The 22967-nt window shown below is 71.4% G+C and carries 4 protein-coding genes and 1 pseudogene; 4 read left to right on the top strand and 1 reads right to left on the bottom strand.

Annotated features, from left to right (window positions below):
- Positions 1 to 4 precede the first annotated feature (4 nt).
- Positions 5 to 1720 (top strand): relaxase/mobilization nuclease domain-containing protein, encoded by a 1716-nt coding sequence (locus FEF34_RS16680; RefSeq protein WP_138053900.1) that lies wholly within the window; start codon positions 5 to 7, stop codon positions 1718 to 1720.
- A 240-nt stretch (positions 1721 to 1960) separates the two neighbouring features.
- Here the strand turns inward: FEF34_RS16680 and FEF34_RS16675 are convergent.
- Positions 1961 to 2308: pseudogene (locus FEF34_RS16675) on the bottom strand (IS481 family transposase); the annotation flags it as partial.
- A gap of 1047 nt (positions 2309 to 3355) precedes the next feature.
- Here FEF34_RS16675 and FEF34_RS16670 point away from each other — a divergent pair.
- The 3 genes from FEF34_RS16670 to FEF34_RS16660 are packed head-to-tail and all read left to right on the top strand — an operon-like array spanning position 3356 to position 22958.
- Entirely contained in the window at positions 3356 to 8827 is a 5472-nt protein-coding gene (locus tag FEF34_RS16670) for a type I polyketide synthase (RefSeq protein ID WP_138053899.1), read from the top strand.
- Entirely contained in the window at positions 8824 to 15216 is a 6393-nt protein-coding gene (locus tag FEF34_RS16665) for a non-ribosomal peptide synthetase (protein WP_138053898.1), read from the top strand. The genes FEF34_RS16670 and FEF34_RS16665 overlap by 4 nt, the downstream gene beginning before the upstream one ends.
- Positions 15213 to 22958: a non-ribosomal peptide synthetase gene (locus FEF34_RS16660; protein ID WP_138053897.1), complete on the top strand. Its 7746-nt coding sequence runs from the start codon at positions 15213 to 15215 to the stop codon at positions 22956 to 22958. The genes FEF34_RS16665 and FEF34_RS16660 overlap by 4 nt, the downstream gene beginning before the upstream one ends.
- The last annotated feature ends 9 nt before the right edge of the window (positions 22959 to 22967 follow it).

Here is a 22967-nt window from a genome sequence, read left to right as displayed (position 1 = left end):
CAACGTGATCGCCGCCATCAAGCCCGCCGGGACCAACACCCGCGGCCTGCTCGCCTACCTCTACGGCCCCGGCGACCACGACGAGCACTTCGACCCGCACATCGTGGCCGGCTTCGCGATGCTCGGCATGCCCGACCCCGGCCGCGACGAGAACGCCACCCTCACCGAACTGGGCCGCTACCTCGACGAGCCGGTCTCCTTGCGCAACAGCGAGTTCGGCCAGCCGGTCACCGACCACGTCTGGCACTGCCCGGTCCGCGCCGCCCCCGAGGACCGCTACCTCTCCGACGCCGAGTGGGGCGAGATCGCCCAGCGCATCGTCCAGGCCGCCGGCATCGCTCCGGCCAGTGACGACCTGGCCTGCCGCTGGATCGCCGTACGCCACGCCGACGACCACATCCACATCCTCGCCACCACCGTCTGCGAGGACGGACGCCGCCCCAGGCTCCATGACAGCGGCATCCGCGTCGGCGACGCCTGCCGCGAGATCGAGAGGGGCTACGGGCTGCGGCAGCTGAAGAAGGGTGACCGCACCGGCGCCCGCCGCCCCACCCAGGCCGAGATGCACAAGGCCGAACGCCTCGGCTGGCAACAGCCCAGCCCCGAGTGGCTCCAGGACCGCATCCGCGCCGCCATCCCTCACGTGACAGGCGCCGAGGAATTCATCGCCTATCTCGAAGCCAGCGGAGTTGAGGTCCAGGTCCGGCGCGGCCCGTCAGGGGACCTCCTGGGATTTGCAGTCGGCCGCCCCGGCGACGTCAACGAGGCCGGCGAGCAGATCTACCACCCCGGAAGCAAGATCTCCCCCGATCTCTCCCTGCTCAAAATCAAGGCCCGCCTCGAATCCAGTCAGCACGAAGAACACCCCACCGCCCGCCGGAACCACCCCAGCGCCCCGTGGCACCAAGCCGCCGACGCCCTCGACACCCTCCACTCCGACCTCGCCGACGACACCCACGCCCAAGCGCACATCAGCGCTCTCGGTGAACTGCTCGAAGCCACCGCCCAGAAGGCGCCCGCCCATCTGCGCGCCGAACTCCATGCCGCCTCGAAGGCGTTCGCCCGAGCCCAGCGGTCCCAGGTCCGGGCGGAAGACCGTGCCGCCCACGCCCTGCGCAGCGCGGCTCGCGACATCGTGCACACCGCCACCGGCCCCGACGGCAGCGCGCTGGCCGCCCTGGTCGCAGCCCTCGTCTGGGCCGCCATCGTCGCCGGGCGCTGGCACGAAGCGAAGCACCACGCCCACCAGGCCGACGCCGCCCGCCAGGCCGTCCAGCACCTCCAGACAGCCGCCGACCGCGCCCTCGCCCCGACGCTCGCCGAACTCACAGCCCGGCCCCCCAGGGATCAAGCCCGCCGCGTCCTGGCCAGCGACGTACGAGCAGCCCTCCCCGACCACGCCGAGCGAATCCTCGCCGACTCGGCCTGGCCCGCGCTCGCCACCGTCCTCGCCGACGCCGAAGCACGCGGCCACCAACCCCATCAGCTCCTCAAGGAAGCCGCCGCCCAGCGCGAACTGACCACCGCCCGCCAACCCGCCCGCGTGCTCATCACCCGTATCCAGCACACCGGCCGGAACCCGGCACCCAACCGCCGCGTCGAGGCCGCCCGCCGACGCTCGACGATGGCAGGCTCGATCCCCGCCCAGCAGACCGGAGACGGTCGGATCCCAGCGGTGACTCCATCGCCTACGGAACAGCAGCACCGACAGCGCCGGTAGGCACCCAGCGCAGCGTGCCCATCCGGCATGGCCAGATCAGACGGATGGCCTCGCCGTTCGCGGCGAGGCCATCCGGACCTACGGCTTGTCCCCTGCTACGCAGCTTCGGCTTCGCGCGGAACGGCAGCGGGCGTGCCGATCGGGTGAAATGCTTACGCGGCTGCTCGCCTCAGAGGGCCGGTAGGCGCGGGTGAGCTTGCCGGTGGCGCCGAGGTCGGCCAGTGCCTGCCGCCAGGCGAAGCTCTTGCGGTAGGGCCAGGCGTTGTCGGTCAGGACTGCTCGACGCGGTCGATACCGCAGGTGGCGAAGAAGGCCGCGGCCCTCCGCAGGAAGCCGGCGCAGGTGGCGGCCTTCTCGTCGCCGTGGATCTCGCTGTAGGCCAGGCGGCTGTGGTCGTCGACGGCGGAGTGGACGTAGTCGAAGCCCATGCTGCTGCGGGTGGCCCGGCCGGCCTGGCGGCCCAGGACCTTGTGGCCGCCGCCGTCGGGGATCCGGCCGCGCTTCTTCGACTTGGAGCAGTTCGCCGGGTCGGTCGCGTTCGTAGCGGCGGAGGGCCATTGGCCGTCCTGCAATCGCCCTGGCCCCAGTGGCGCTTGGCGCTGGGTATCCGTTCGTGCAGGCTTCGGGCCCTGCCGTACCGCTCGGCTGTCGTAACACAGACGAGCGAACGGGACGTATGCTCCAGACCGTGGCTCGCCAGTGAGATGTCCACGGCAGTCGACTAAAAGATCTTGTGGCGCGGCCGGTCAGGCGCGTACGTTGCTCTGGACAGGCCTTTGCCATGGCGGCGGGCAGTGTTTACGGAGCACCAAGCACCACCCCGCGCTCCCACGAGACCGATAGCCCCTACCGGGCCGCCGGGGTGGTCAAGGGGGAGCTGTGCGCATACGAGTCCTTGGTTCTGCCCCCCCCTCGAAGGCGAGCTCAGACCGGCGCCAACCATGCCCAAACCGATATCTCGTCATGCCAGCCGCTAACACCGAGCGGGCGATCTCCGTCAACTGAGCGGAGCGGTACTACGCGCGAGGGTGATGTACCTCCGAATGCGTCTCGGCTCCAACGTCACGCTGATCGGGACCCGCCATCTGGGTCAAGGTGCTGCTTGGGCATCGAAGCCTTCTTCGTCACGTGTGTGACCGCACCTTCCCACGAGGTTGATTCCGAGGTCCACGCGGGCGACGCCTTCCATGTGGCCCCGGCTGGCCTGCACCACCTGACCATCAGTGGTCTTCGCCACGCCGACAGACCAACCTTCCCAAGTGCCCTCGGTCTCACGTGATGAACCGGGACAAACGTCGATCATGTAATGCGCCTGACCACCAACGAGCAGCCCATTTATCGGTTGTTTATTGGTGCATGATCGTATTGGGTCCCGTCGTGAGTGTCGCTCCCTCTGGGGGTGTTGGCCGCGCATAACGGTCCTCAGGGCGGAATGCGCAAGCAATATCAATGATCAAAATGGACTCACGTTCATGACTGTGAGCCTAAGTGTCCGGGTTTGCCAACTGCAGGTGCTGGTTTGCCAGGAGCTTGGGGTCACGCCGCTTTACGTTCAAGCACTATGCGGCACGCCAGGCTGGGCGTGCCGCAGGCAGGGCTCCAGGGGCCTGCCATGTTTCGAGACTGGGGTGGGTTATGTCGCTGCGCGGCGATCACATAGCTGTTGTCGGAATGGCCGCTCGGTTCCCGGGCGCCGATTCCGCTGACGAGTTTTGGTGGAACCTTTGTGACGGCGTTGAGTCCGTCGAGTGGCGCACTCCCGAGGAGTTGCGCGAGATGGGGGTCGACGAGGCCGAGTACACCTCGGACACGTACGTCTCGGCCTCCTACTCGGCGTCGGACCTCGACGGTTTCGACCCGGGGTTCTTCGGCCTTACCCAGCGGGAGGCCGAAATCAAGGACCCCCAGCACCGCCTCTTCCTGGAGCTCGCCAACACCGCGCTTGAGCACGCCGGTTACGACCACCGACGGATGACGCGGCGGGTCGGCGTCTTCGGCGGCACTGCGAACAGCACGTACCGCGAGGACTACGTCTTCCAGAACGCGGCGGTCATGCGGGCCACCGGCGGCATGAGCGTCAGCGTTGGCAACTACCCCGATTACGTCGCCCCACTCGTCTCGTACAAGTTCGGGTTCCTGGGGCCGAGTATCTCCGTCTACACGGCGTGCTCCACCTCGCTCGTCGCCGTCCACCTGGCTGCGCAGAGTCTGCGTATCGGCGAATGCGACGTGGCCCTGGCGGGCGGCGCCCAGGTTGATCTCCCTCTCGGCGCCGGCTATGCACACGTCGAAGGCAGCATCTACTCTGCCGACGGGCACGTGCGGCCGTTCGACGCGAACGCAAGCGGCACGATCTTCTCCAACGGCGGCGGTGTCGTGGTGCTCAAGCTCCTGGAGGACGCCCTCAAAGACGGCGACACCATCCACGCCGTCATCCGCGGCTCCGCCGTGAACAACGATGGTGACGACCGGGCCGGGTTCACAGCCCCCGGCGTTCACGGCCAGACCGAGCTGATCCTCGACGCGCTCAGCGACGCGGAGATCGACCCGAGCACGATCGGATATCTGGAGGCCCACGGCACCGGTACCGTCGTCGGGGACCCGATCGAGATCAGCGCAATCTCCGAGGCGTACGCCCAACACACCTCCGAGCGCGGCTTCTGCGCCCTAGCCTCCCTGAAGGGCAACGTCGGGCATCTCGGCCCGGTGGCCGGCATCGCCAGCCTGATCAAGGCGGCGTACGCACTTCGCGAGGGCGTCATCCCGGTCAGCATCAACTGCACCGAGCTAAACCCGGCGCTCGAACTCGACAAGACCCCCTTCCGCCTCCAGCGCGAGACCACCCGATGGGAGTCGGCCGGTACCCCACTGCGTGCCGCGATCAGCTCCTTCGGCATCGGCGGCACCAACGCCCACGCCATCCTGGAGCGGGCCCCGGAGCCGGAGCCCGCGGCGTCGCCGGCCGACGACGAGCAGGGGTACCACGTGCTTCCGTTGTCGGCGCGCAGCGCGGACGCTCTAGAGCAGGCCGCCGCCGACCTGGCCGCGCACCTGCAGACCCACGGGAGCGAGTTGGCGGACGTCGCGGGCACGCTGCAGAATGGACGCGGCCAGCACAACCACCGGCGTGCCGTCGTCGCCGCCACCCCCGAAGAGGCCGTCGCGGCTCTGCGGCGAGACGGGGACCCCGCGCTCAGCGTCGACGGCCGAGGCAGCAAGCTGCAGGAAGTCGCCTTCCTCTTCCCGGGTCAGGGAGCCCAGTACCCGGGCATGGCCCTGGGGCTGTACCGCACCCAGCCCGTCTACCGCGAGGCCCTGGACCGCTGCGCCGCAGTCCTAGCGAAGGTGTTGGACCGCGATCTGCTCGATCTGCTGCACGCCGACGCCTCCGACTCCGAGGCCGCCGCGCTGCTCGCGGAGACCCGGATCACCCAGCCGGTGACCTTCGCCGTCGACTGGGCGCTGGCCCAGCTGTGGCGGTCTTGGGGGATCAGCCCGGCGGCCATGCTCGGCCACAGCGTCGGCGAGTACGTCGCCGCCACCCTCGCCGGTGTCCTCGACCTGGAGGACGCCCTGCGGCTCGTGGCCGGGCGCGGCGCCCTGATGCAGTCGCTGCCGCGCGGCGCGATGCTCGCGCTGCCGCTCGACGCGGAGGCGGTCCGCCCGCTGCTGGATGACCCGGAGCTGGACGGCGAGGTCCAGCTCGCCGCGTCCAACTCGCCGTCGGCGAGCGTGGTCTCCGGCACCCAGGAGGGTGTGGATAAACTGCGCGGGATCCTTGAGGAGATGGGGCTCCAGGCGACGCCGCTGCGCACGTCACACGCGTTCCACAGCCGGATGATGGACCCGGTCCTGGAGCAGTTCCGGGAACTCGTCGCCTCCGTCCGGCTGTCGGCGCCCTCCCTCCCGTACGTCTCGAACGTCACCGGCGACTGGATCACCGAGCAGGAGGCCACCGACCCCGACTACTGGGTTCGGCACCTGCGCGGCGAGGTGCGCTTCGCCGCTGGCCTGGGCACCTTGGCCCGGCGCGGTGGGCTCGTCCTGCTCGAAGTGGGCGCTGGACAGGCCCTGTCCTCCTTCGCCCGCCAGCACGCCATGGTCGACGGCGGTCAGATCGCCGCCGCCCAGACGCTGCGCTCCCCCAACAAGACCGTCGACGACGAGGCGTTCGTCCTGGCCGCCGCCGCCCGGCTGTGGGCTTCCGGCGTGCACCTCGACTGGGCCAAGGTCACCGGCCGCCCGCACCGCAGAGTGCCGCTGCCCACCTACCCGTACGAACGCCGCCGCTGCTGGGTCAGTCCGGACCCCGTCACCGACTCCGCCCGGACCGGTCCGGCGCAGGAGGAGGGCACGAAGCCGCCGCTGCAGGCCCCGCTGTACGTGCCGGTGTGGACCGAGGCACCGCACCAGCGGCACCAAGCGGACAACGCCCTAGGTGAGACCTGGCTGGTCGTTACCGACGACGACACCCGCGGCCACGAGCTGATCGAGAGCTGTCGGGCGACCGGCGCGTTCGTTGTCCCTGCTGTCAGCGGCTTTGGCTTCTCCGACGACGGCGACGGCTATGTCGTCGACCCCGACGACCCCACGAGTGTCCGGGAGTTGCTTGAAGCGGCCTGGGATGCGGGGCAGGCACCGGACCGTGTGCTGTACACGGCAGGCGTCTTCACGACAGCCGACGACGTGTCGCCCGCCCTCGCCCAGCGGACCTACGACCGGCTGCTCTACCTCGCCCAGGGCCTGGCCCGCGTCGCCCCCGAGAAGCTCGACCTGCTGGTCGTGACCGACCGGGCCCACGCTGTCACGGGAGCCGAGGGTACCGTTCCCTACACGGCCACCGCCCGCGGCCCGCTCATGGCGATCACGACCGAGGTGCCCGGCGTGCGTACCCGCCACCTCGACGTGCAGACCACCGACGAGCCCGTCCGGCTGCTCCGGAGCATCGTGCGCGAACTCAGCCAGGACGCCGAGGACCACGTGGCCGTGCGCGGTGCGCGCCGCTGGGTGCGGGATTACCGGCCGATCGCCAACGAGCCGTCGGAGTCTTCCCTGCTGCGCGACGAGGGCGTGTACCTCATCACCGGCGGTCTGGGCGGCCTCGGACTGGAGATTGCCAAAGACCTCGCGGCCCGTCACCGCGCCCGCCTCGTCCTCGTCGGACGCAGCGCCCTGCCCCCTGCGGAGAAGTGGGATGCGGTGCTGGCCGACCCGGCGACCGGTGCGGAGATCCGACGGCGCATCTGCGGCATACGGGAGCTGGAGTCCCTCGGCGCCCAGGTGCTGGTGGGGACGGCGGACGTGACGGACGAGACCGCTATGGCCGAGGTCGTGCGTGCCGCGCGGGAGCGCTTCGGCCCGGTCAACGGGGTGATCCACGCTGCCGGCCTGCCCGGCGGTGCACTGATGGAGATCCACACGCCGGAGGCGGCCGCGCCAGTGCTCAGCCCCAAGACGGGCGGAACGATCCTGCTTGACCGCCTGTGCGGCGAAGAGGTCGACTTCATCGCGCTCTTCTCGTCGATCATCTCCGTCTGCGGCGACTACGCGCACTCTGACTACGCCGCGGCAAACGCCTTCATGGACGCCTTCGCCGCGTCCCGCGACGTATCCGGACCCTACGTGGTGTCCATCAACTGGGCGGGCTGGAGCGAGGTCGGCATGGTGGCCGACGGCAACCTGTCCCAGGGCATCCAGGACCTGGCGCGTGCCCAGAGCACCTCACTGGGCCACCCGCTTATGCACCGCCGCTACGACGACGAGTCGGCGCTGCGCGAGTACGAGAGCGAACTGCGCCCCGAGGCCCACTGGGTGCTGACCGATCACCGGCTCGATGGCGTCGGCGTCATGCCCGGCACCAGCCTGCTGGAGATGGTCCGCGAGGCAGTGCGGGACACCACGGCCGCCGAGCACATCACTCTGTCCGAGGTCATCTTCATCGACCCGCTCGCGGTAGCTGACACCACGACCATCCGTGTCCGGCTCTCCCCTGACGGGGACGACGGCTGGATCTTCGAGCTGACGGCCCACGACACCTCCGGCACCGGCCCCCGCGTGCACTGCCGGGGCCGGGCGAGGATCCACACAGGCAGCGCACCCGCCCCCATCGATTTGGAGGCGCTGCGCACGTCGCTGCACGCGGACGACCTCTCCGACTTCGACGAGTCGGACGAGGGCGTCATGACCTTCGGACCCCGCTGGGATGTGGTCACGTCCTACCGCCGGGGCGAGGACGGCCGTGGCCTTGCGGAACTGACGCTGCCGCACGAGTTCCACGCCGACGCCGAGGGACTGGTCATCCACCCGTCCCTCATGGACCGGGCAACATCCTTCGGCGCAGACGGTTACGAGGGCCACAACTACCTTCCCTTCACCTACCGCTCCGTGACCATCTTCCGTCCGGTGCCGACGCACTGCTGGGCCGTCCAGCAGCACCGCAGCGACCCGCAGCGGCCCGACTTCCTGGACGTGGACGTAACCATCACCGACGACACGGGGCAGCCGTGCGTGGTGATCGAGGGCTACACGATGCGATCCGTCCGAATCGACTCCACGCAGCCCGCGGACGCTCAGGAGCCGGACTTGTCGGAGCCCTCGCAGGCGCCCAGTGACCGGCTGCGCACGGTCGAAGGCCAGGAGATCTTCCGCCGGATCCTGGCCCTGCGCCCCAGCTCGCAGGTCGTGGTCTGTCCCGAAGGGCTGTTCAGCCGCCTGGCACGGGTCCGCTCCTTCGGTACGGCCGAGCTCGGCAAGGCGGGGAACGCCTTCGCGGACGGCCACGCCGCGCGCACGCTGGACACCCCATACATCGCGCCGGAGACCGAGGTCCAGCAGGTCCTCAGCCGGCTGTGGGGCGAGGCGCTGGGCGTGGCCGAGGTCGGCATCGACGACGACTTCTTCGCGATCGGCGGCTCCTCACTCGTCGCGGTGCAGCTCATCGCCCGTATTGCTGACCAGCTCTCGGTCCGCCTCTCCGTCGCGGACCTCTTCGAGTACGCGACCGTGCGGGCACTGGCGGGCTTCATCGAGACCCGGCTCATCGAGGCACTCGGGCAGCTGAGCGACGAGGAGGCGCAGGCGATGCTGGCGGACGGGGAGACGGTATGACCACCGGGTCCACGTCCCTCTCTCCGGCTAAGCAGGCGCTGCTGGCCAAACTGCTTGCGGGCAAAGGCCACGCTCTCGCCCGCCCGCAGGGGCCGGCCGCCTCGGGAGCCGTCCCCGCCGAGGTGCCGCTGACCCCGGCACAGGAGCGCATCTGGCTGGCGGACCAGCTCACCGAGGACGCCCCCCTGTTCACCCTGGGGTTCACGGCCCGCGCCGAGCGGCGCATGGACCTCTCCGACGCTCAGCTGCTGCTGGAGGGCCTGCTGTCCCGGCACGCGGCCCTGCGCTCGCGCGTGGTCGTCACCGACGACGGTCCCGTCATCCGGTTCCGTCCGACGAGCGACTTCCGTGTCGAGCACATTGAGCTGGGCCCCGAAGCGGATCCCTCAACCGCGCGGCGCCTGGCCGAGTTGGAGCGGGAGTGGCTGGCCCACCGGTTCGACCTGACCGGGGAGCCCCTCATCCGGGTGGGTCTCGTGACCTTCCCCGACGCCGTGGCCCGCCTGCTGGTGGCCGTGCACCACCTGACCGTGGACGCGGCATCGCTGCAGGTCATGCTGCACGAGGTGATGCACGGGGCGCCACCCGGCCCGGGGCTCGATTACCCGGACATCGCGGTGTGGGAAGCGAGCGAGCCGCGTGTCGCACGTCGCAAGCGTCTGGTCGGGGAGGCCGTCGCGGCACTGGCGGGCGCGCCGGATCCGGTATCGCTGCCGAACGATCTGGTCCCGCCTGCGGTCCCTGACTTCTCGGCCGGTATCCACGACATCGCGATCCCGGTCGAGGTAGCGGACCGAATCCGGAAGACCGCCCGTCGGCTGGGACTGACGGACCAGATGGTCATGCTCGCCGTGTGGGCCGTGCTCGTCGCCCGCTGGAGCGGCCAGTCCGACCTGGTGCTCGGCATGCCCGTGTCAGGGCGCGACGCCGAGGGGGCGCTCGGGGTGGTGGGGCCGTTCATCAACACCGTTGTGCTGCGCGTCACCGTAGATCCCGAGGCGCCGGTGATGGCCCTGTTCGAGCAGGTCCGCACACGCGTCACCGAGGCGCTGCGGCGCCAGGACGCCCCCTTCAACGAGGTGATGGCCGCGGTCTACGGGCGCTCCGCCCGGATCGGCGTGATCTTCAACAAGTACGCGGTTGACCCCGCGTTCTCCGCACTGGAGGCCGGCCTCCCCCGTACTGCGGCGGAGAACGGCGTGGCCTTGGAGATTTCCGACGACGGGCGTGTGATGCGCCCGCGCCTGATCTTCCAGAAGGAGCTCTACACCGAGGCGAGCATGACCGCCCTGGGGCAGCGCTTCGCCGAAGTGCTGCGTGCCGCCTGCGTGCGGCCGGAGCAGCCGGTGGGCGCGCTGGGCATGCCGGCAGCCCTGGCCCGCGAAGGATCGGCCGCCCAACGGGAGCCGGCCACAATGGCGGATCTGCTGGGCCGCCACGCCGAACGGACCGCTGTCCAGTCGGACAGCGAGACGCTCTCGTACGGCGAACTGCGCGATTGTGTCCGGTCGCTGCGCGACCGGCTTCTCGCGGCGGGTGTCCGGCCCGGGCAGACGGTCGCGGTGAGCACGACGCGGTCCGTGAATGCCCTGGTGGCGCTGCTGGCCGTCCTCGACGCCGCCGCCGTGTACGTGCCGATTCCCGTGGGGACCCCGCAAGGCAGGCGCGAGCAGATTCTCGCTTCCGCGCGCCCTCGCGTCCGGGTGACGGAGACCATGCACGCCGGTAAGCCCGCGGAGCTGACGATCACGACGGAGGACGGCGAGGACGGCGAGAAGACGGCTCCACAGCCCGTTCCCGCAGCCGAGTCGTGCGACCTAGTGGGTGGGTACTGTCTGTACACCTCCGGGTCCACCGGGCGCCCCAAGGGCGTGCTCGTCCGCCGCGCCGCGCTGCTGGCGCATGCCGCCTCGGCGGCGGCCGCGTACGGCATCACGGCGAACGACCGGTGCCTGCAGTTCTCGGGGCACGGCTTCGACGTGTGGATCGAGCAGGCCGTGGTGGCCCTGACCAGCGGGGCGACCGTGGTCCTGCGGGGCGACGACTTGTGGGATCCGGCGGACTTCGCGGCCGAGGCGGCCGCCCGCCGGATCACCGTGGCCAACCTTCCCACCCCGTACTGGCACGAGCTGTGCGCCCAAGGGGGTACGGATCTGAAGCAGCTGGCTGACGGCCCTCTGCGTGAAGTGCTCGTCGGGGGCGAGGCGTTGGACCGAGGCGCTCTGGACACCTGGTTCGGCCACGTCTCCGGAACCCCGCGCCTCAACAACGTCTACGGCCCCACGGAGGCCGTCATCACCGCCGTGCACGGCGGGCTGGGACCGGAGGACGCGCGCTGGGCGAGCGTTCCGCTCGGCAACGCCATGCCGGGCCGCCACGCCTACGTACTGGACCCGGCGGGCAATTCGGTGGATGCTGGCGCCGTCGGGGAGCTGTACCTCGGCGGGCTGGTCGCCGACGGCTACGTGGACGATCCTCGCGCCACGGCCCTGCGCTTCCTGCCCGACCCCTACACAGGCGGCGGGCGGCGCATGTACCGCACCGGCGACATGGTGCGCCTGCGGCACGACGGCCGCCTGGAGTTCCGGGGCCGCCGGGACGGTCAAGTGAAACTGTCCGGCATCCGTACGGAGCTCGGTGAGGTCGAGTCCGTCCTGCGCAGGCACCCGCAGGTCAACGAGGCCGTGGTGCTGCTCTGTCCGCAGCCTGAGCCCCATCTGGTCGCCTGGGCGCGGTGCGAGACCGGGGCCGCCGTGGACGAGGCCGGGCTACGCGCCCTCGCCGCCGCCCACCTGCCGCCCGCCGCCGTCCCGCGACGGATCCGGGTCACCTCCGAACTCCCGCTCACCTCCGGCGGCAAGGTCGACCGAGCGGCGTTGCGGGACGAGGCTGAGCAAGAAGCGCTGACCCCGCCTCCGGTGTCGGCGGACACGGCCGACGACGTCACCCGTGAACTGCTGCGTATCTGGGGCGAACTGCTGGGCAGGGCGGACATCCGGACCGGGGACGACTTCTTCGCTCTCGGCGGCAGCTCCCTGCTGGCCACCCGCGTGGCCGCGGCCTGCACCGAACGCTTCGGCCGCCGGGTTTCCTTGGCGACGGTCTTCAACAACCCGGTCCTGGACCATCTGGCCGCTCACATCCGTCGCACCCTGGCGGACGAACCCGAGGCCGAGACCGGGGGCACTGCTGCGGACGACCTCCCGGAGCCGAGGCACCCCGAGGACGACGCCCCCGTTCCCCTGTCCGCCGCGCAGCGACGCTTCCTCTTCCTGTCCCGCTACGCCGCCGAGCCGCAGGCGTACAACGTCCCCATCGCCCTGCGGATCGACGGCCCGCTTGACGTCGACGCCCTGGCCGGCGCGGTCTGCGACGTCCTGAGCGCTCACGAGTCACTGCGGCTGGCCGTCCGCATGGCCGCGCACGGGCCGGAGGGCCGCATCCTGCCGGTGACTCGGCAGAAGGTGCGGGCGGACCTGGAGCCGCAGAGGTTCGTCTCCTCGGTGGAGTGCGGCGAGCAGGCGGCCGAACTGGCGGCGCTCCCGCTCGACCTGGCCGAAGGCCCCTTGCGCATGGCGCTGCTGTCCGACGGCGGCGGCAGCCATCTGCTGCTCCTGTGCGTGCACCATATCGCGTGTGACGGCGAGTCCGTCGAGACGATCGTCCACCAACTCGTCCGCCGTTACGCGGCGCACGCCACCGCACGGGATGCGGAACCGATGCCCGCGGCTGTCCAGTACAGCGACGTCGCCGGTCGGCAGGAGGCCCGACTCGCCTACACCGCAGCCAGCATGCTGCGGCGCCGCGCTGCCGCCCTGGAGGATGTACGCCCGCTGGAGGTGCTGAGCCCTCGGGACGGCTTCGACCACAAGGGCGCGGTCACCGAGGTGGTCTTCAAGAGCGACGCGCTCACCCGCGCCGCCGCTCGCGCCGCTGTCACCCCGAACGCCGTCATGGTCGCGCTGTGGCAGCTGGCTGTGCACCGGTGGACGGGTCAGGACGACTTCGCGGTGGGGCTGCCGGTCTCCCTCCGCACTCACGAGGCCCAGCACGAGGTGGTGGGCCCACTGCTCAACAGCATCGCCGTATTGGCCCACTTCCCGTCCACGGGCTCCCTCTCCGACCACGTCAAGTGCACACAGCGACGGCTGGCCGAGGCGTACGAGGACCGCTTCCTGCCGTTCGAGCAGCTGGTCCGCGAGGTCGTTCCGGAGCGGGACACCTCCTCCGTGCCCCTGTTCCAGACACTGGTCGCCTGGGAGGGCAGCCGGGGTGACCTGAGCACCGGCCAGACCGTGTTCCGGCCCGAGGAGCTGGTCTCCGGAATCACCCAGTTCCCTCTCGCGCTGGAGATGTACGAGGACGGGGAGCGGCTCAGGGCGCTGGTGCGCTACAGCACCACCCTGGTGGGGGACGACGACGCCCGCCTCCTTGCGGAGTCGGTCGGCGCCATGCTCCGAGTGCTCGACGAGGACCCGGAGCGGCCCCTATACGACCTCGACACCGACGAGGACGAGGCACCCGCCTACATGCCCGAGCCCCCAGCCGAGGACTTCCGCTCCCTGCCCATGCTGACAGCGGCCCTGCCCGGCGACCGGCCCGCTGTGTCAGACGCCCACCGGGAACTGACCCACGCGCGGCTCGAACTGGAAGTCGCTGACGCGGCGGCGAGGTTGGGCGCCATGGGGGTCGGGCGTGGTGACTGCGTGTGCACCTTCCTGCCCAGGACCGTGGAAACGGTCGTCGCCATGCTGGCGATCATGCGGTGCGGGGCCGTGTACGTCCCCGTCGACCGGCGGAGCCCGCGCGAACGGGTCCATGACGTGGCCGAGCAGTGCGGCGCATCGGTCATCGTCGTGCACGCCGAGGACGCGTCGGCGGTCGAGGAGCTGCCACAGGGCATACGGGTTCTGGCTCTGGGAGCGTTGGAGAACCCCGGGCCGCAGTCGGCGCCCGCCCAGGTGTTCCCGGTGGTGCCGGACGATCCCGCGTACCTGATCTTCACTTCCGGATCCACCGGCGTGCCCAAGGCCGTGGTGGTGGGACACGGGGAACTCGCGGCGTTCCGGGAGGCGATCGCCCCGCAGTGGGGGCCGGACGAGACGCTGATCGCGGTGACCACGGTTGGGTTCGACGTGTCCGTCCTGGAACTCCTGGTCGCGCTGTCGCTCGGCGCCCACGTGGTGCTCCACGACAGCGGTCTGGTCTTCGATCCCGCCGCGCTCGCGGCGCACATCGCCCAGGTGCGGGCCACCCGGCTGTACTCGGTACCCAGCCTCTGGGAGCAGGTGCTCGCCACCGACGCCGATCTGACCGGCATGACCGGCGGCTGCGGTGGCGAACCGCTGAGCCCCGCCCTGGCCGAGCGGGCCCGCCGCCGGGGCGTGCACCTGCACAACCTGTACGGCCCGACAGAGACGGTCATCTGGGCCACGGACCAGCTGGTGGACGACCTCGAATCGCCGTCGGGACACGCTCTCTCGGAGCAGAAGGGCGCGAAGCAGGAGCCCCAGGGGCAGGAGGGCGCGGGCCGACGTGTGCCGGTCGGGTGCGCCGTCCCCGGAGTCATCCCGCACGTCCTCGACCAGTGGCTGCGGCCCGCGAGGACGGGCGCCGAGGGTCAGCTGTACATCGCCGGCCGGACCGTCGCGCAGGGCTACTACCGAGCGCCCGCTGCCACGGCCCTGCGCTTCGTGCCCGATCCCTTCGGCCCCGCCGGTTCACGGATGTACCGGACGGGCGATCGGATGAGGCAACTCCCGGACGGCGCCCTAGAGTTCCTCGGCCGCATCGACGACCAGGTCAAGGTGCGGGGGTTCCGTGTCGAGCCAGGCGAGATCGAAGCCGTGCTCTCCGGCCACCCACAGGTGCGGGAAGCCGCCGTGGTCATCCGTGACGGGCGTCTGATCGCCTATGTGGTTCCCGGCGAGGGAAAGCCCGCACAGGAGGAGGTACGCGCACACGTCGCCGCGCGGCTGCCAGCCCACATGGTCCCGGCGATCTGCTTCCTCGGCGCCCTGCCGCTCACGCCCAGCGGCAAAGTCGACCGCAAGGCTATGCCGGAACCCCAGCTCTCCGCGTCCGGAGAGAGCGAGCCACCCCGGGACGCGGTCGAGCGGGTCCTGGCGGAGATCTGGTCCGGGACGCTGTCCGTCGCCGCCCCGGGGCGCGAGGACAACTTCTTCGACCAGGGCGGGGACTCCATCAGCGCCCTGCGCATCGTCGACCGGATCCGCCGTGTGCTGCGTACCGAGCTGTCCGTGACCGACGTCTTCGAGGCCCAGACCATCGCACAGCAGTCCGCGAAGATCCGCGCGGCCAACCCGAACGCCGAGCGTATGGCGACGGTGGCCGAACACCTACTCATGTCTGCAAAGGCGAGCCAATGACCGACGTCTTCGACGATCCCGAGTTTCTGCGTCTACTCGACGCCGAGATGCAGGCTCACGGACTCGAGCAGGCATCCGCCCCGGGCCCGGAGGCCACAGAAGCCTCGAGCGCAGCCCCGGACTCCTCCCGGCTGACCCGGGCCGAGACCCGGCTGTGGTTCCTGCACCGCCTGGACCCGGACAGCGCGGGCTACAACATCGCGGCTGGCGTGCGTCTCTCCGGGCCGCTGGACACCCGGCGGCTGTCCGACGCCTTCTCGGCGGTAGTCTCCCGCTACGAAGCCCTGCGCACGGTCTTCGAGGACGAGCGCGGCCGCCCCCGGACCCGGGTCCTGGGCCCGCACGACACCGCACCGGAGTCGGTCCTCGGCACGGACTTCGAGTCACCGGACGCCGCTCACCAGTGGCTGGCGGGGCAGGCCCGCCGCCCGTTCGACCTCGCGGGCGGCCCGCTTGCACGGCTGGCCGTGGCCGAGGCCGCGGAGAACGAGCACCTGGTGTGCCTCTGCGTGCACCACATCGTCGGAGACGGCGACAGCCTGGACTTGCTCATCGCAGAGGTGTTCGCCCGGTACGCGGGCGTCGCGGCAGGGCCCGTCGTCCCGCGCCCGGCGACCGGACCGGAACCGGTCACCGAGCAGGAGGAGCTGGAGTGGTGGCGTGCACGCGTGGCGGGCGCTCCCACGGTCGTCGAGCTGCCCACGGACCACCCGCGCCCCGCGGTGCAGGGCAACAACGGACGCCGTATCCAGCGCCTCCTCGACACGGAGCTGGCCTCCGGCGTCACCGGGTTCGCCCGTGAACAGCGCGTCACCTCCTCGTCCGTGCACCTGGCGCTCTACCGCTACCTGCTCCAGGTCCTCACCGGTGAGCAGGACCTGCTGATCGGCTGCCCGGTCACCACCCGGCGGGCCGAGGACTCCCCCCGAGTGGGGAACTTCGTGAACATGGTGTGCCTGCGCACACCGGTCGCGGACGACCCCCGCGTACGCGACCTCGTCGCCCGGGTGCACCGGTCGACGAGTGAGGCCGTCGCCCACCGCGACCTGCCCTTCGAGCGGCTGGTCGAGGCCATGGACATCGAGCGGGAGCGCAGCCGGTCGCCGCTCGTCCAGGCCGTGTTCAACCACCGCCGTACGGTCGCCAGCGCCCGGGAACTGCCCGGCGGGCTCTCCGCCGGGCGTCTCGAAGTCGACCTGGGCGTCTCGAAGTTCGACCTGACGCTGACCGTCGAGGAGGCATCCGACGGTACGCGCCTGTACCTGGAGTACGACAGCGACCTCATCGGAGCCGACACGGCCCGCTCATGGCTGGCCTGCTACGAGGCGCTCCTCACCGAGGTCGTCGCCCGCCCCGATGCCCCCATGTCCGCGCTCGGACTGGGCGCCCCGTTGCCGCAGGGCGACGGCGGGCGCCACACCTCGCCGCGCCTGGGGCGGCGAGGCGTCGTCGGCTGGTTCGAGGAGCAGGCCGCCGCCCACCCTGAGCGCGAGGCCGTGGTACACGGCTCCACCCGTATCGGGTACGGCGAACTGGACCGGCGGGCCGAGGCGCTGGCCCGCCTCATAGGCCGGCGGGTGGCCGACCCGCGCGTCCCCGTCGCGGTCCTGGCCCGGCGCGGCGCCGGCCTCGTCGTGGCGATGCTGGCCGTGGCCAAGGCCGGGCTCACCGCACTGCCGCTGGACGAGGAGCACCCGAAGCTGCGGCTACGCTCACTGCTGGAGGACGCGGGCTGCACCGTTCTCGTGGGTGACCCCTCCCTCGCGGAGTGGGCCGGAGCGGGGCACCTCGATGTCGTACCGCTGGACGGGCCCGAGGAGGCTGCCTCCGAGGGCTTCGGGTCCCGCGCGGTGACGTCGGCCTCTCCGCTGTACCGCATATACACCTCCGGCTCCACCGGCGCCCCCAAGGGCGTCACCGTGACCCACGGAAACCTCGCGTCCCTACTGTCCGAGGGGCGCGCGGCTTTGGGGTACGGGGAGGCCGACCGGTGGACGCTGTTCCACTCCATCGCCTTCGACTTCTCGGTCTGGGAGATGTGGGGCCCGCTGACCTCCGGCGGCACCGTCGTGGTCGTCGACCGGGACACCGCCCGCACACCTGACCGGTTCCTGAAACTGCTCATCGACGAACGCGTGAGCGTACTCAACCAGACCCCGACCGCGTTCGACTCGCTGGTCCACCTCTGGGCGGGAACGCACGCCCCCTTCCCCGGTGCGCTGCGCACCGTCGTCTTCGGCGGCGAAGCCCTCAGGCCGACCGCCCTGCGGCCGTGGTTCCGGCTGCCGGTCGCGGACCTGCCGCGGCTGGTCAACATGTACGGGATCACCGAGACGACCGTGCACGTGACCCTCCGCGAGATCACCCGGGCAGACGCCGAGCGGCCCATGACGGGCAGCCCCATCGGCGTACCGCTGCCGCATCTGTCCGCATACGTGCTCGACCCCTGGATGCGGCCCCTGCCGCCCGGAGTTCCCGGCGAGTTGTACGTCGGCGGCAAGGGCGTCGCCCAGGGCTACGCAGGACGGAGGACACTGACCACCACCCGGTTCATGCCGGACCCCTTCGCGGCCGACGGCGGCAGCATGTACCGAACGGGCGACCGCGTCCGGCTGCTCGCGAACGGTGAACTGGAGTACCTGGGCCGCGTGGACGCCCAGGTGAAGGTGCGCGGCTTCCGTATCGAGCCGGGCGAGGTCGAGGCGGCCGTGGCCGCCCACTCCGGCGTGGCGGCGGCCGGTGTGGTCGCGGACGAGGGCCGGCTGATCGCCTTCGTCGTGCCCGCGCACGACGGCTTGGTCGCCGCGGAGCTGCGGGCACACCTAGCGGCGCGACTTCCCGCGCACATGGTTCCCGTCCTGACGACGACCACGGACCTGCCCAGGACCGTCAACGGCAAGCTGGACCGCCGCGCTCTGCGGGAGCGCGCCCGGGGGGCGCGGCTCGCTGACGCCGTCCGGGCCCCCTACCGGGCCCCGCAAGGGGAGTGCGAAGAGGTGATCGCCGCGATCTGGGTCGATGTGCTCCACAGCGACCGCGTGGGGGCGGATGACAAGTTCTTCGAGCTCGGCGGCGACTCGATCCGCGCGGTGCAGGTCGCGGCGCTCGCCCAGGAGAAGGGGCTGGGGATCTCGGTCGCGGATGTGTTCACCGCCCAGACCGTGTCCGAACTCGCCGTACTCGCAGGGGAGTCGGACGCCCACCGGGGCGAGGGAACCTGTCCCTTCGAACTGACCGCCCCCGCCGACCGGCCGCTGCTGCCCGAAGGCTGTGAGGACGCCTACCCGCTCACCCTGCTCCAGCAGGGCATGGTCTTCCACCAGCTCGACGACGCCGCCTATCTGAACGTGACAGGTGTCGCGGTGCGCGCGGCACTGGACGAAGGGCTGCTCCGCGACGCGGTGGCCCATGTCATGGCGCGCCACGCGGTGCTGCGTACGTCCTTCGACCTGTCCAGCTACAGCGAGCCCCTCCAGCTCGTCCACCGTGACGTCGAACCGCCGGTCACTGTCGTCGACTTGAGGGGACGGGACGGGGCGCCCCTGGCTTTCGACGGGGCATCCGCCCGGGTGGACGCATGGATGCGCGAGGAGCGGGGACGTGTCCTGGACCTCGGCCGCGCTCCACTCTTCCGCATCACCGCGCAGCAGGCGGACACGGACCTGTTCTGGTTCTGCGTCACCGAATGCCACGCCATCCTCGACGGCTGGAGCTTCACCTCTACGGTCTCCGAGATCCTTCGCGCCTACGACGTCCTGCTCACGGGCGGCGCGCTGCCCGCCGTCGAGGCCCCGGCGACGCTGTTCCGCGACTTCGTGGCCGACGAGCGCAAGGCCCTCGCGGACCCGGCGGCCCGGGAGTTCTGGGACGAGACCCTGGCTGGCGCCGAGCCGCTGGAGCTGCCCGCTCGGCGCGGCGAGCAGCCCGCCGCCGCCGAACGGCGCGTCGTCCCGCTGCCGCTCGACGTCCAGCGCGGCCTCGAACGGCTTGCCCACCGCCTGGGCACCCCCGTCAAGGACGTCCTGCTCGCCGGGCACGCCGCCGTACTCGCCTTGTGGACCGGCCGGGACGAGGTGCTCACCGGTCTGGTCGTCAACGGCCGTCCGGAGACGGCCGGAGCCGAGGACACCCGGGGCATGTACCTCAACACCCTGCCCGTACGGCTGCGGACGGCGGGCCTCAGCGGGGCCACCCTGGTCAAGGAGTGCTTCCGGGCCGAGACCGCGCTCCTGCGGCATCGGACCTACCCCGGGGCGGCACTGGAGCGCCGCAGCGCGCATGGCCCGCTGGTCACCGCGGTCTTCAACTACACCCGGTTCCACGCCCTCGGGGAACTCGGCAAGGACACGCCGGGCCCGTCGGCGGTCCGCCTCTCCGGGGAGTTCCAGGAGATCGCCCCGACGAACTATCCGCTGTACGTCTCCTTCGACCACGGAGCCGACGAGACCCACGGGCATCTGGCGCTGCTCCTGGCGGCCTCCCCACGCCACTTCGCGGAGTGGGAGGCGGACCAGTTGGTGGAGCTGTACCGGTCGGTGCTGGGGTGGCTGGCCACAGAGCCCGAGGAGCCGCTGTCCTCCCGCCACGTCCTGACACCGGACGGGCAGCGGACCATCCTGAACGCGTGGGGCCGAGGCGAGCCCGGCGCCGCCTCGCCGCTCCCGGTTCCGGCCCGGATCCGGGCCCGCGTGGCGGAGCGGGCCGCCGCTCCCGCGGTGACGGACGTCAATGGCACGCACTCGTACGCCGAACTCGCCGCGGCCGCGGCCCGCGTGGCGGACGGGTTGCGCGCCGCGGGCGTCGGGCAGGGCGACCCGGTCGCCGTCTGCCTGCCACGGCGCATGGAGCTGATCGCGGCGCTCATCGCGGTGTGGCAGTGCGGCGCCGTCTACGTACCGCTGGACCCGGCGCAGCCGGCGGCCCGCACCGAGCTGATCAGCGACGTGGCCCGGCCGCGCGCCGTCGTGGTGGACGCGCGGACCATCGGCAGGGCACCGCGCGGCACCGCCGTAGTGCGGGCGGACCTGCCCTCGGCGGCGCAGGCCGACGCGGCCGATGCGGCGGTGATTCCCGAGGCCGTGGCGTACGAGATGTTCACCTCCGGCTCCACGGGGCGCCCCAAGGGGGTCGCCGTCTCCCATCGCGCGCTGGCGGTGTTCACCGACGCGGCGACCGGGGGGTGGAGCCGGGACGACACCGTCCTGGCCGTCACCACCGTCGGCTTCGACATCTCGATCGTGGAGCTGCTGCTGCCGCTGACGGTCGGGGCCCATCTCGTGCTGCACGACACCGGTGGCGTCCTCGATCCGGACGCCCTGATGACGGCGGTGCGTACGTCCGGTGCGAGCTTGCTGCAGGCCACACCCACCGTCTGGGCCGCACTTGCCGACACCCCGGGGGACCTGGCGGGCCTGAGCGGCTGGTGCGGCGGCGAGGCGCTGCCCGCTCCCGTCGCCGAGACCCTGCTCGGGCGCGGGGTGCGCTTGGAGAACTGGTACGGACCCACCGAGACCACCATCTGGTCGACTGCGCTGGACGTGACGGACGCCCACCTGGACCGTGGCGTGGTGCCGATCGGCCGTCCCCTGGCCGGGGAGCGGGTGTACGTACTCGACGAGGCTCTGCGCCCGGTGCCCGCGGGTGTCGTGGGCGACCTCTACATCGGGGGCGACGGCCTGGCCCACGGGTACGTGGACCGGCCGGGCGCGACCGGGGCGCGCTTCGTCCCCGATCCGTTCGCGGGCGGCGGATCCCGCATGTACCGGACCGGTGACCGGGCGCGTTGGCGTACCGACGGTGTTCTGGAATTCCGGGGCCGCGACGACGACCAGGTCAAGGTGCGCGGGGTGCGCGTCGAGGTGGCGGACGTCGAGTCCGTCGTGCGCTCCCACCCGGCTGTCCGCCAGGTCGGAGTGGTCCTGCGCGACGACCGGCTCGTCGCCTTCGCCGTCGCCCAGCCGGACGCCGGGGACACCTTCGTCACGGCGGAGATACGCCGTCACGCGGCGCGGACCCTTCCGGCCCCGGTGGTGCCCGTGGTCGTCCGCGTCGCGCGGCTGCCGCTCAACGCCAACGGAAAGGTGGACCGCAAGGCGCTGCGTACCGTCGACGTCTTCGACGAGGCGGGCGAGAGCCCCGCTCGCGTGTCGCGGCATGTCGAGCCTCGCACGCCGCTGGAGGCCGAATTGGCCCGCATCTGGCAGGACGTGCTCGGCGTCGGGCCGGTCGGACGGACCGCCGACTTCTTCGACTTGGGCGGTGATTCGCTGCGGGCCCTGAGACTGGTCGCCAAGGCGGCGGGCAAGGGAATCACGCTCGGCCCGGCCGACCTGTTCCGCCATCCCGTGCTCAGTGACCTCGCCGCTGCGGCGGCCGCGGCGGGCCCGGCGCCCGCGAGCGGGTTCGACGACGGCCCGGGGCTGGTACCGATCCTGCCGAGGGCACGGGTGTTCTTCGACCGGACCGGTGACGACCCGGCTCTTGAGCAGCTCTTCCACTACCTGGAGCTGGATGCCGAACTGGACCCGGAGGCGGTCTTCGCGGCCCTGGAGTGGACCGCGCGCCGCCACAGCGCTCTGCGCATGCGCTGGAGGCGCACGGAGGGGGAGTGGCGGCAGTACGTCGCTAAACGGCCTGATCTCGTCACGTTCCGGGTCCTTGACCTGCGAGAACTGCCCGAAGATGAACGCAGCCGGCGACTCGGAGAGTTCGAGCGGACAGTCCGGGCGGTGACCGACCTGGAACACAGTCCGCCGTGGTCGGTGACGCTGGTGCGGCTGGGTCCCGACCGCACCAGGCTGTTGTTCGCCCTCCACCACCTCGTCGTCGACGGCTACGCCTGGCAGCAGCTCCTGGAGAACTTTCACCACGCGTACGAACACGCCGTGCGGGGTGAGGAGTTGGGCGACGCCGCCACAGTCGAGGGGTTCGCCGCATGGGCCCGCGCCTCGGCCGCCGTCGCGCATCACCCCAGGGTGCAGGAGCTGGCCGGCCACTGGGCGCGGGTGCTCGACGGGTCCCGGCCCGTTCCTGTAGACCGCGACCCGGGACCCCCGACACGTGGCGAGCAGTACCGGGTGCCGCTCTCCCTGGCCCCGGCCGAGACCGCCCGCCTGCGCGGACTGCGGGACGAGGAGGGCCGTGCGCTGATGGAGGCCGTCCTGTCCACCGCCCTGGCGCGGGCGTACCACCGGTGGACCGACGGCTGGCCTCTGCTGCTGGGCATCCTCACGCAGGGCCGGGACGGGTACGGCGGCGTGGCGGGCCCCGAGCCCGACGCCAGCGGTGCCGTCGGCTGGTACACCGGGATGTTCCCGGTCCGTATCGTTGCCGTACCCGGAGAGACGCCGCGGGACGGTCTGCGACGGGTCGGCGGGCTGCTGCCCGGCGATCCCCTGCTGCGCAACTCCTTCGGCCTGCTGCGCTACCTCGCCGACGGCACGCCCGGTGCGGAGGCGCTGCGGCACCTGCGCCAGCCCCAGATCCACCTGAACTACTTCGGGGAGCGCTCGCCGCACCCGCTGCTGGTCCAGGAGTCGTACGTACGCCTCCTGGACCCGCCGCCCTCGCCCATGCAGGACGCCAAGGCCCAGCCGGAAGCGCTCATCGAGATCGAGTTCGAGATCGTCGACGGACATGTCGAAGGCTCCGCGCGCTACAGCGGCCGACACTTCACTCGCCACCGCATCGAACAGTTCTCCGCGTACATCCAGCAAGAACTCACTTCACTCGCACAACTCTGAGAAGGTGCC

Source organism: Streptomyces marianii (assembly GCF_005795905.1).
GTDB lineage: Bacteria > Actinomycetota > Actinomycetes > Streptomycetales > Streptomycetaceae > Streptomyces > Streptomyces marianii.
The sequence above is the reverse complement of the archived record's forward strand: the minus strand, read 5'-3'. Positions and strand labels throughout refer to the sequence as shown.

What these genes read in the sequence shown, in the direction of transcription:
- FEF34_RS16670 (WP_138053899.1), top strand. Translation starts at nt 3,356, where the DNA reads ATGTCGCTGCGCGGCGATCACATAGCTGTTGTCGGAATGGCCGCTCGG.
- FEF34_RS16665 (WP_138053898.1), top strand. Translation starts at nt 8,824, where the DNA reads ATGACCACCGGGTCCACGTCCCTCTCTCCGGCTAAGCAGGCGCTGCTG.
- FEF34_RS16660 (WP_138053897.1), top strand. Translation starts at nt 15,213, where the DNA reads ATGACCGACGTCTTCGACGATCCCGAGTTTCTGCGTCTACTCGACGCC.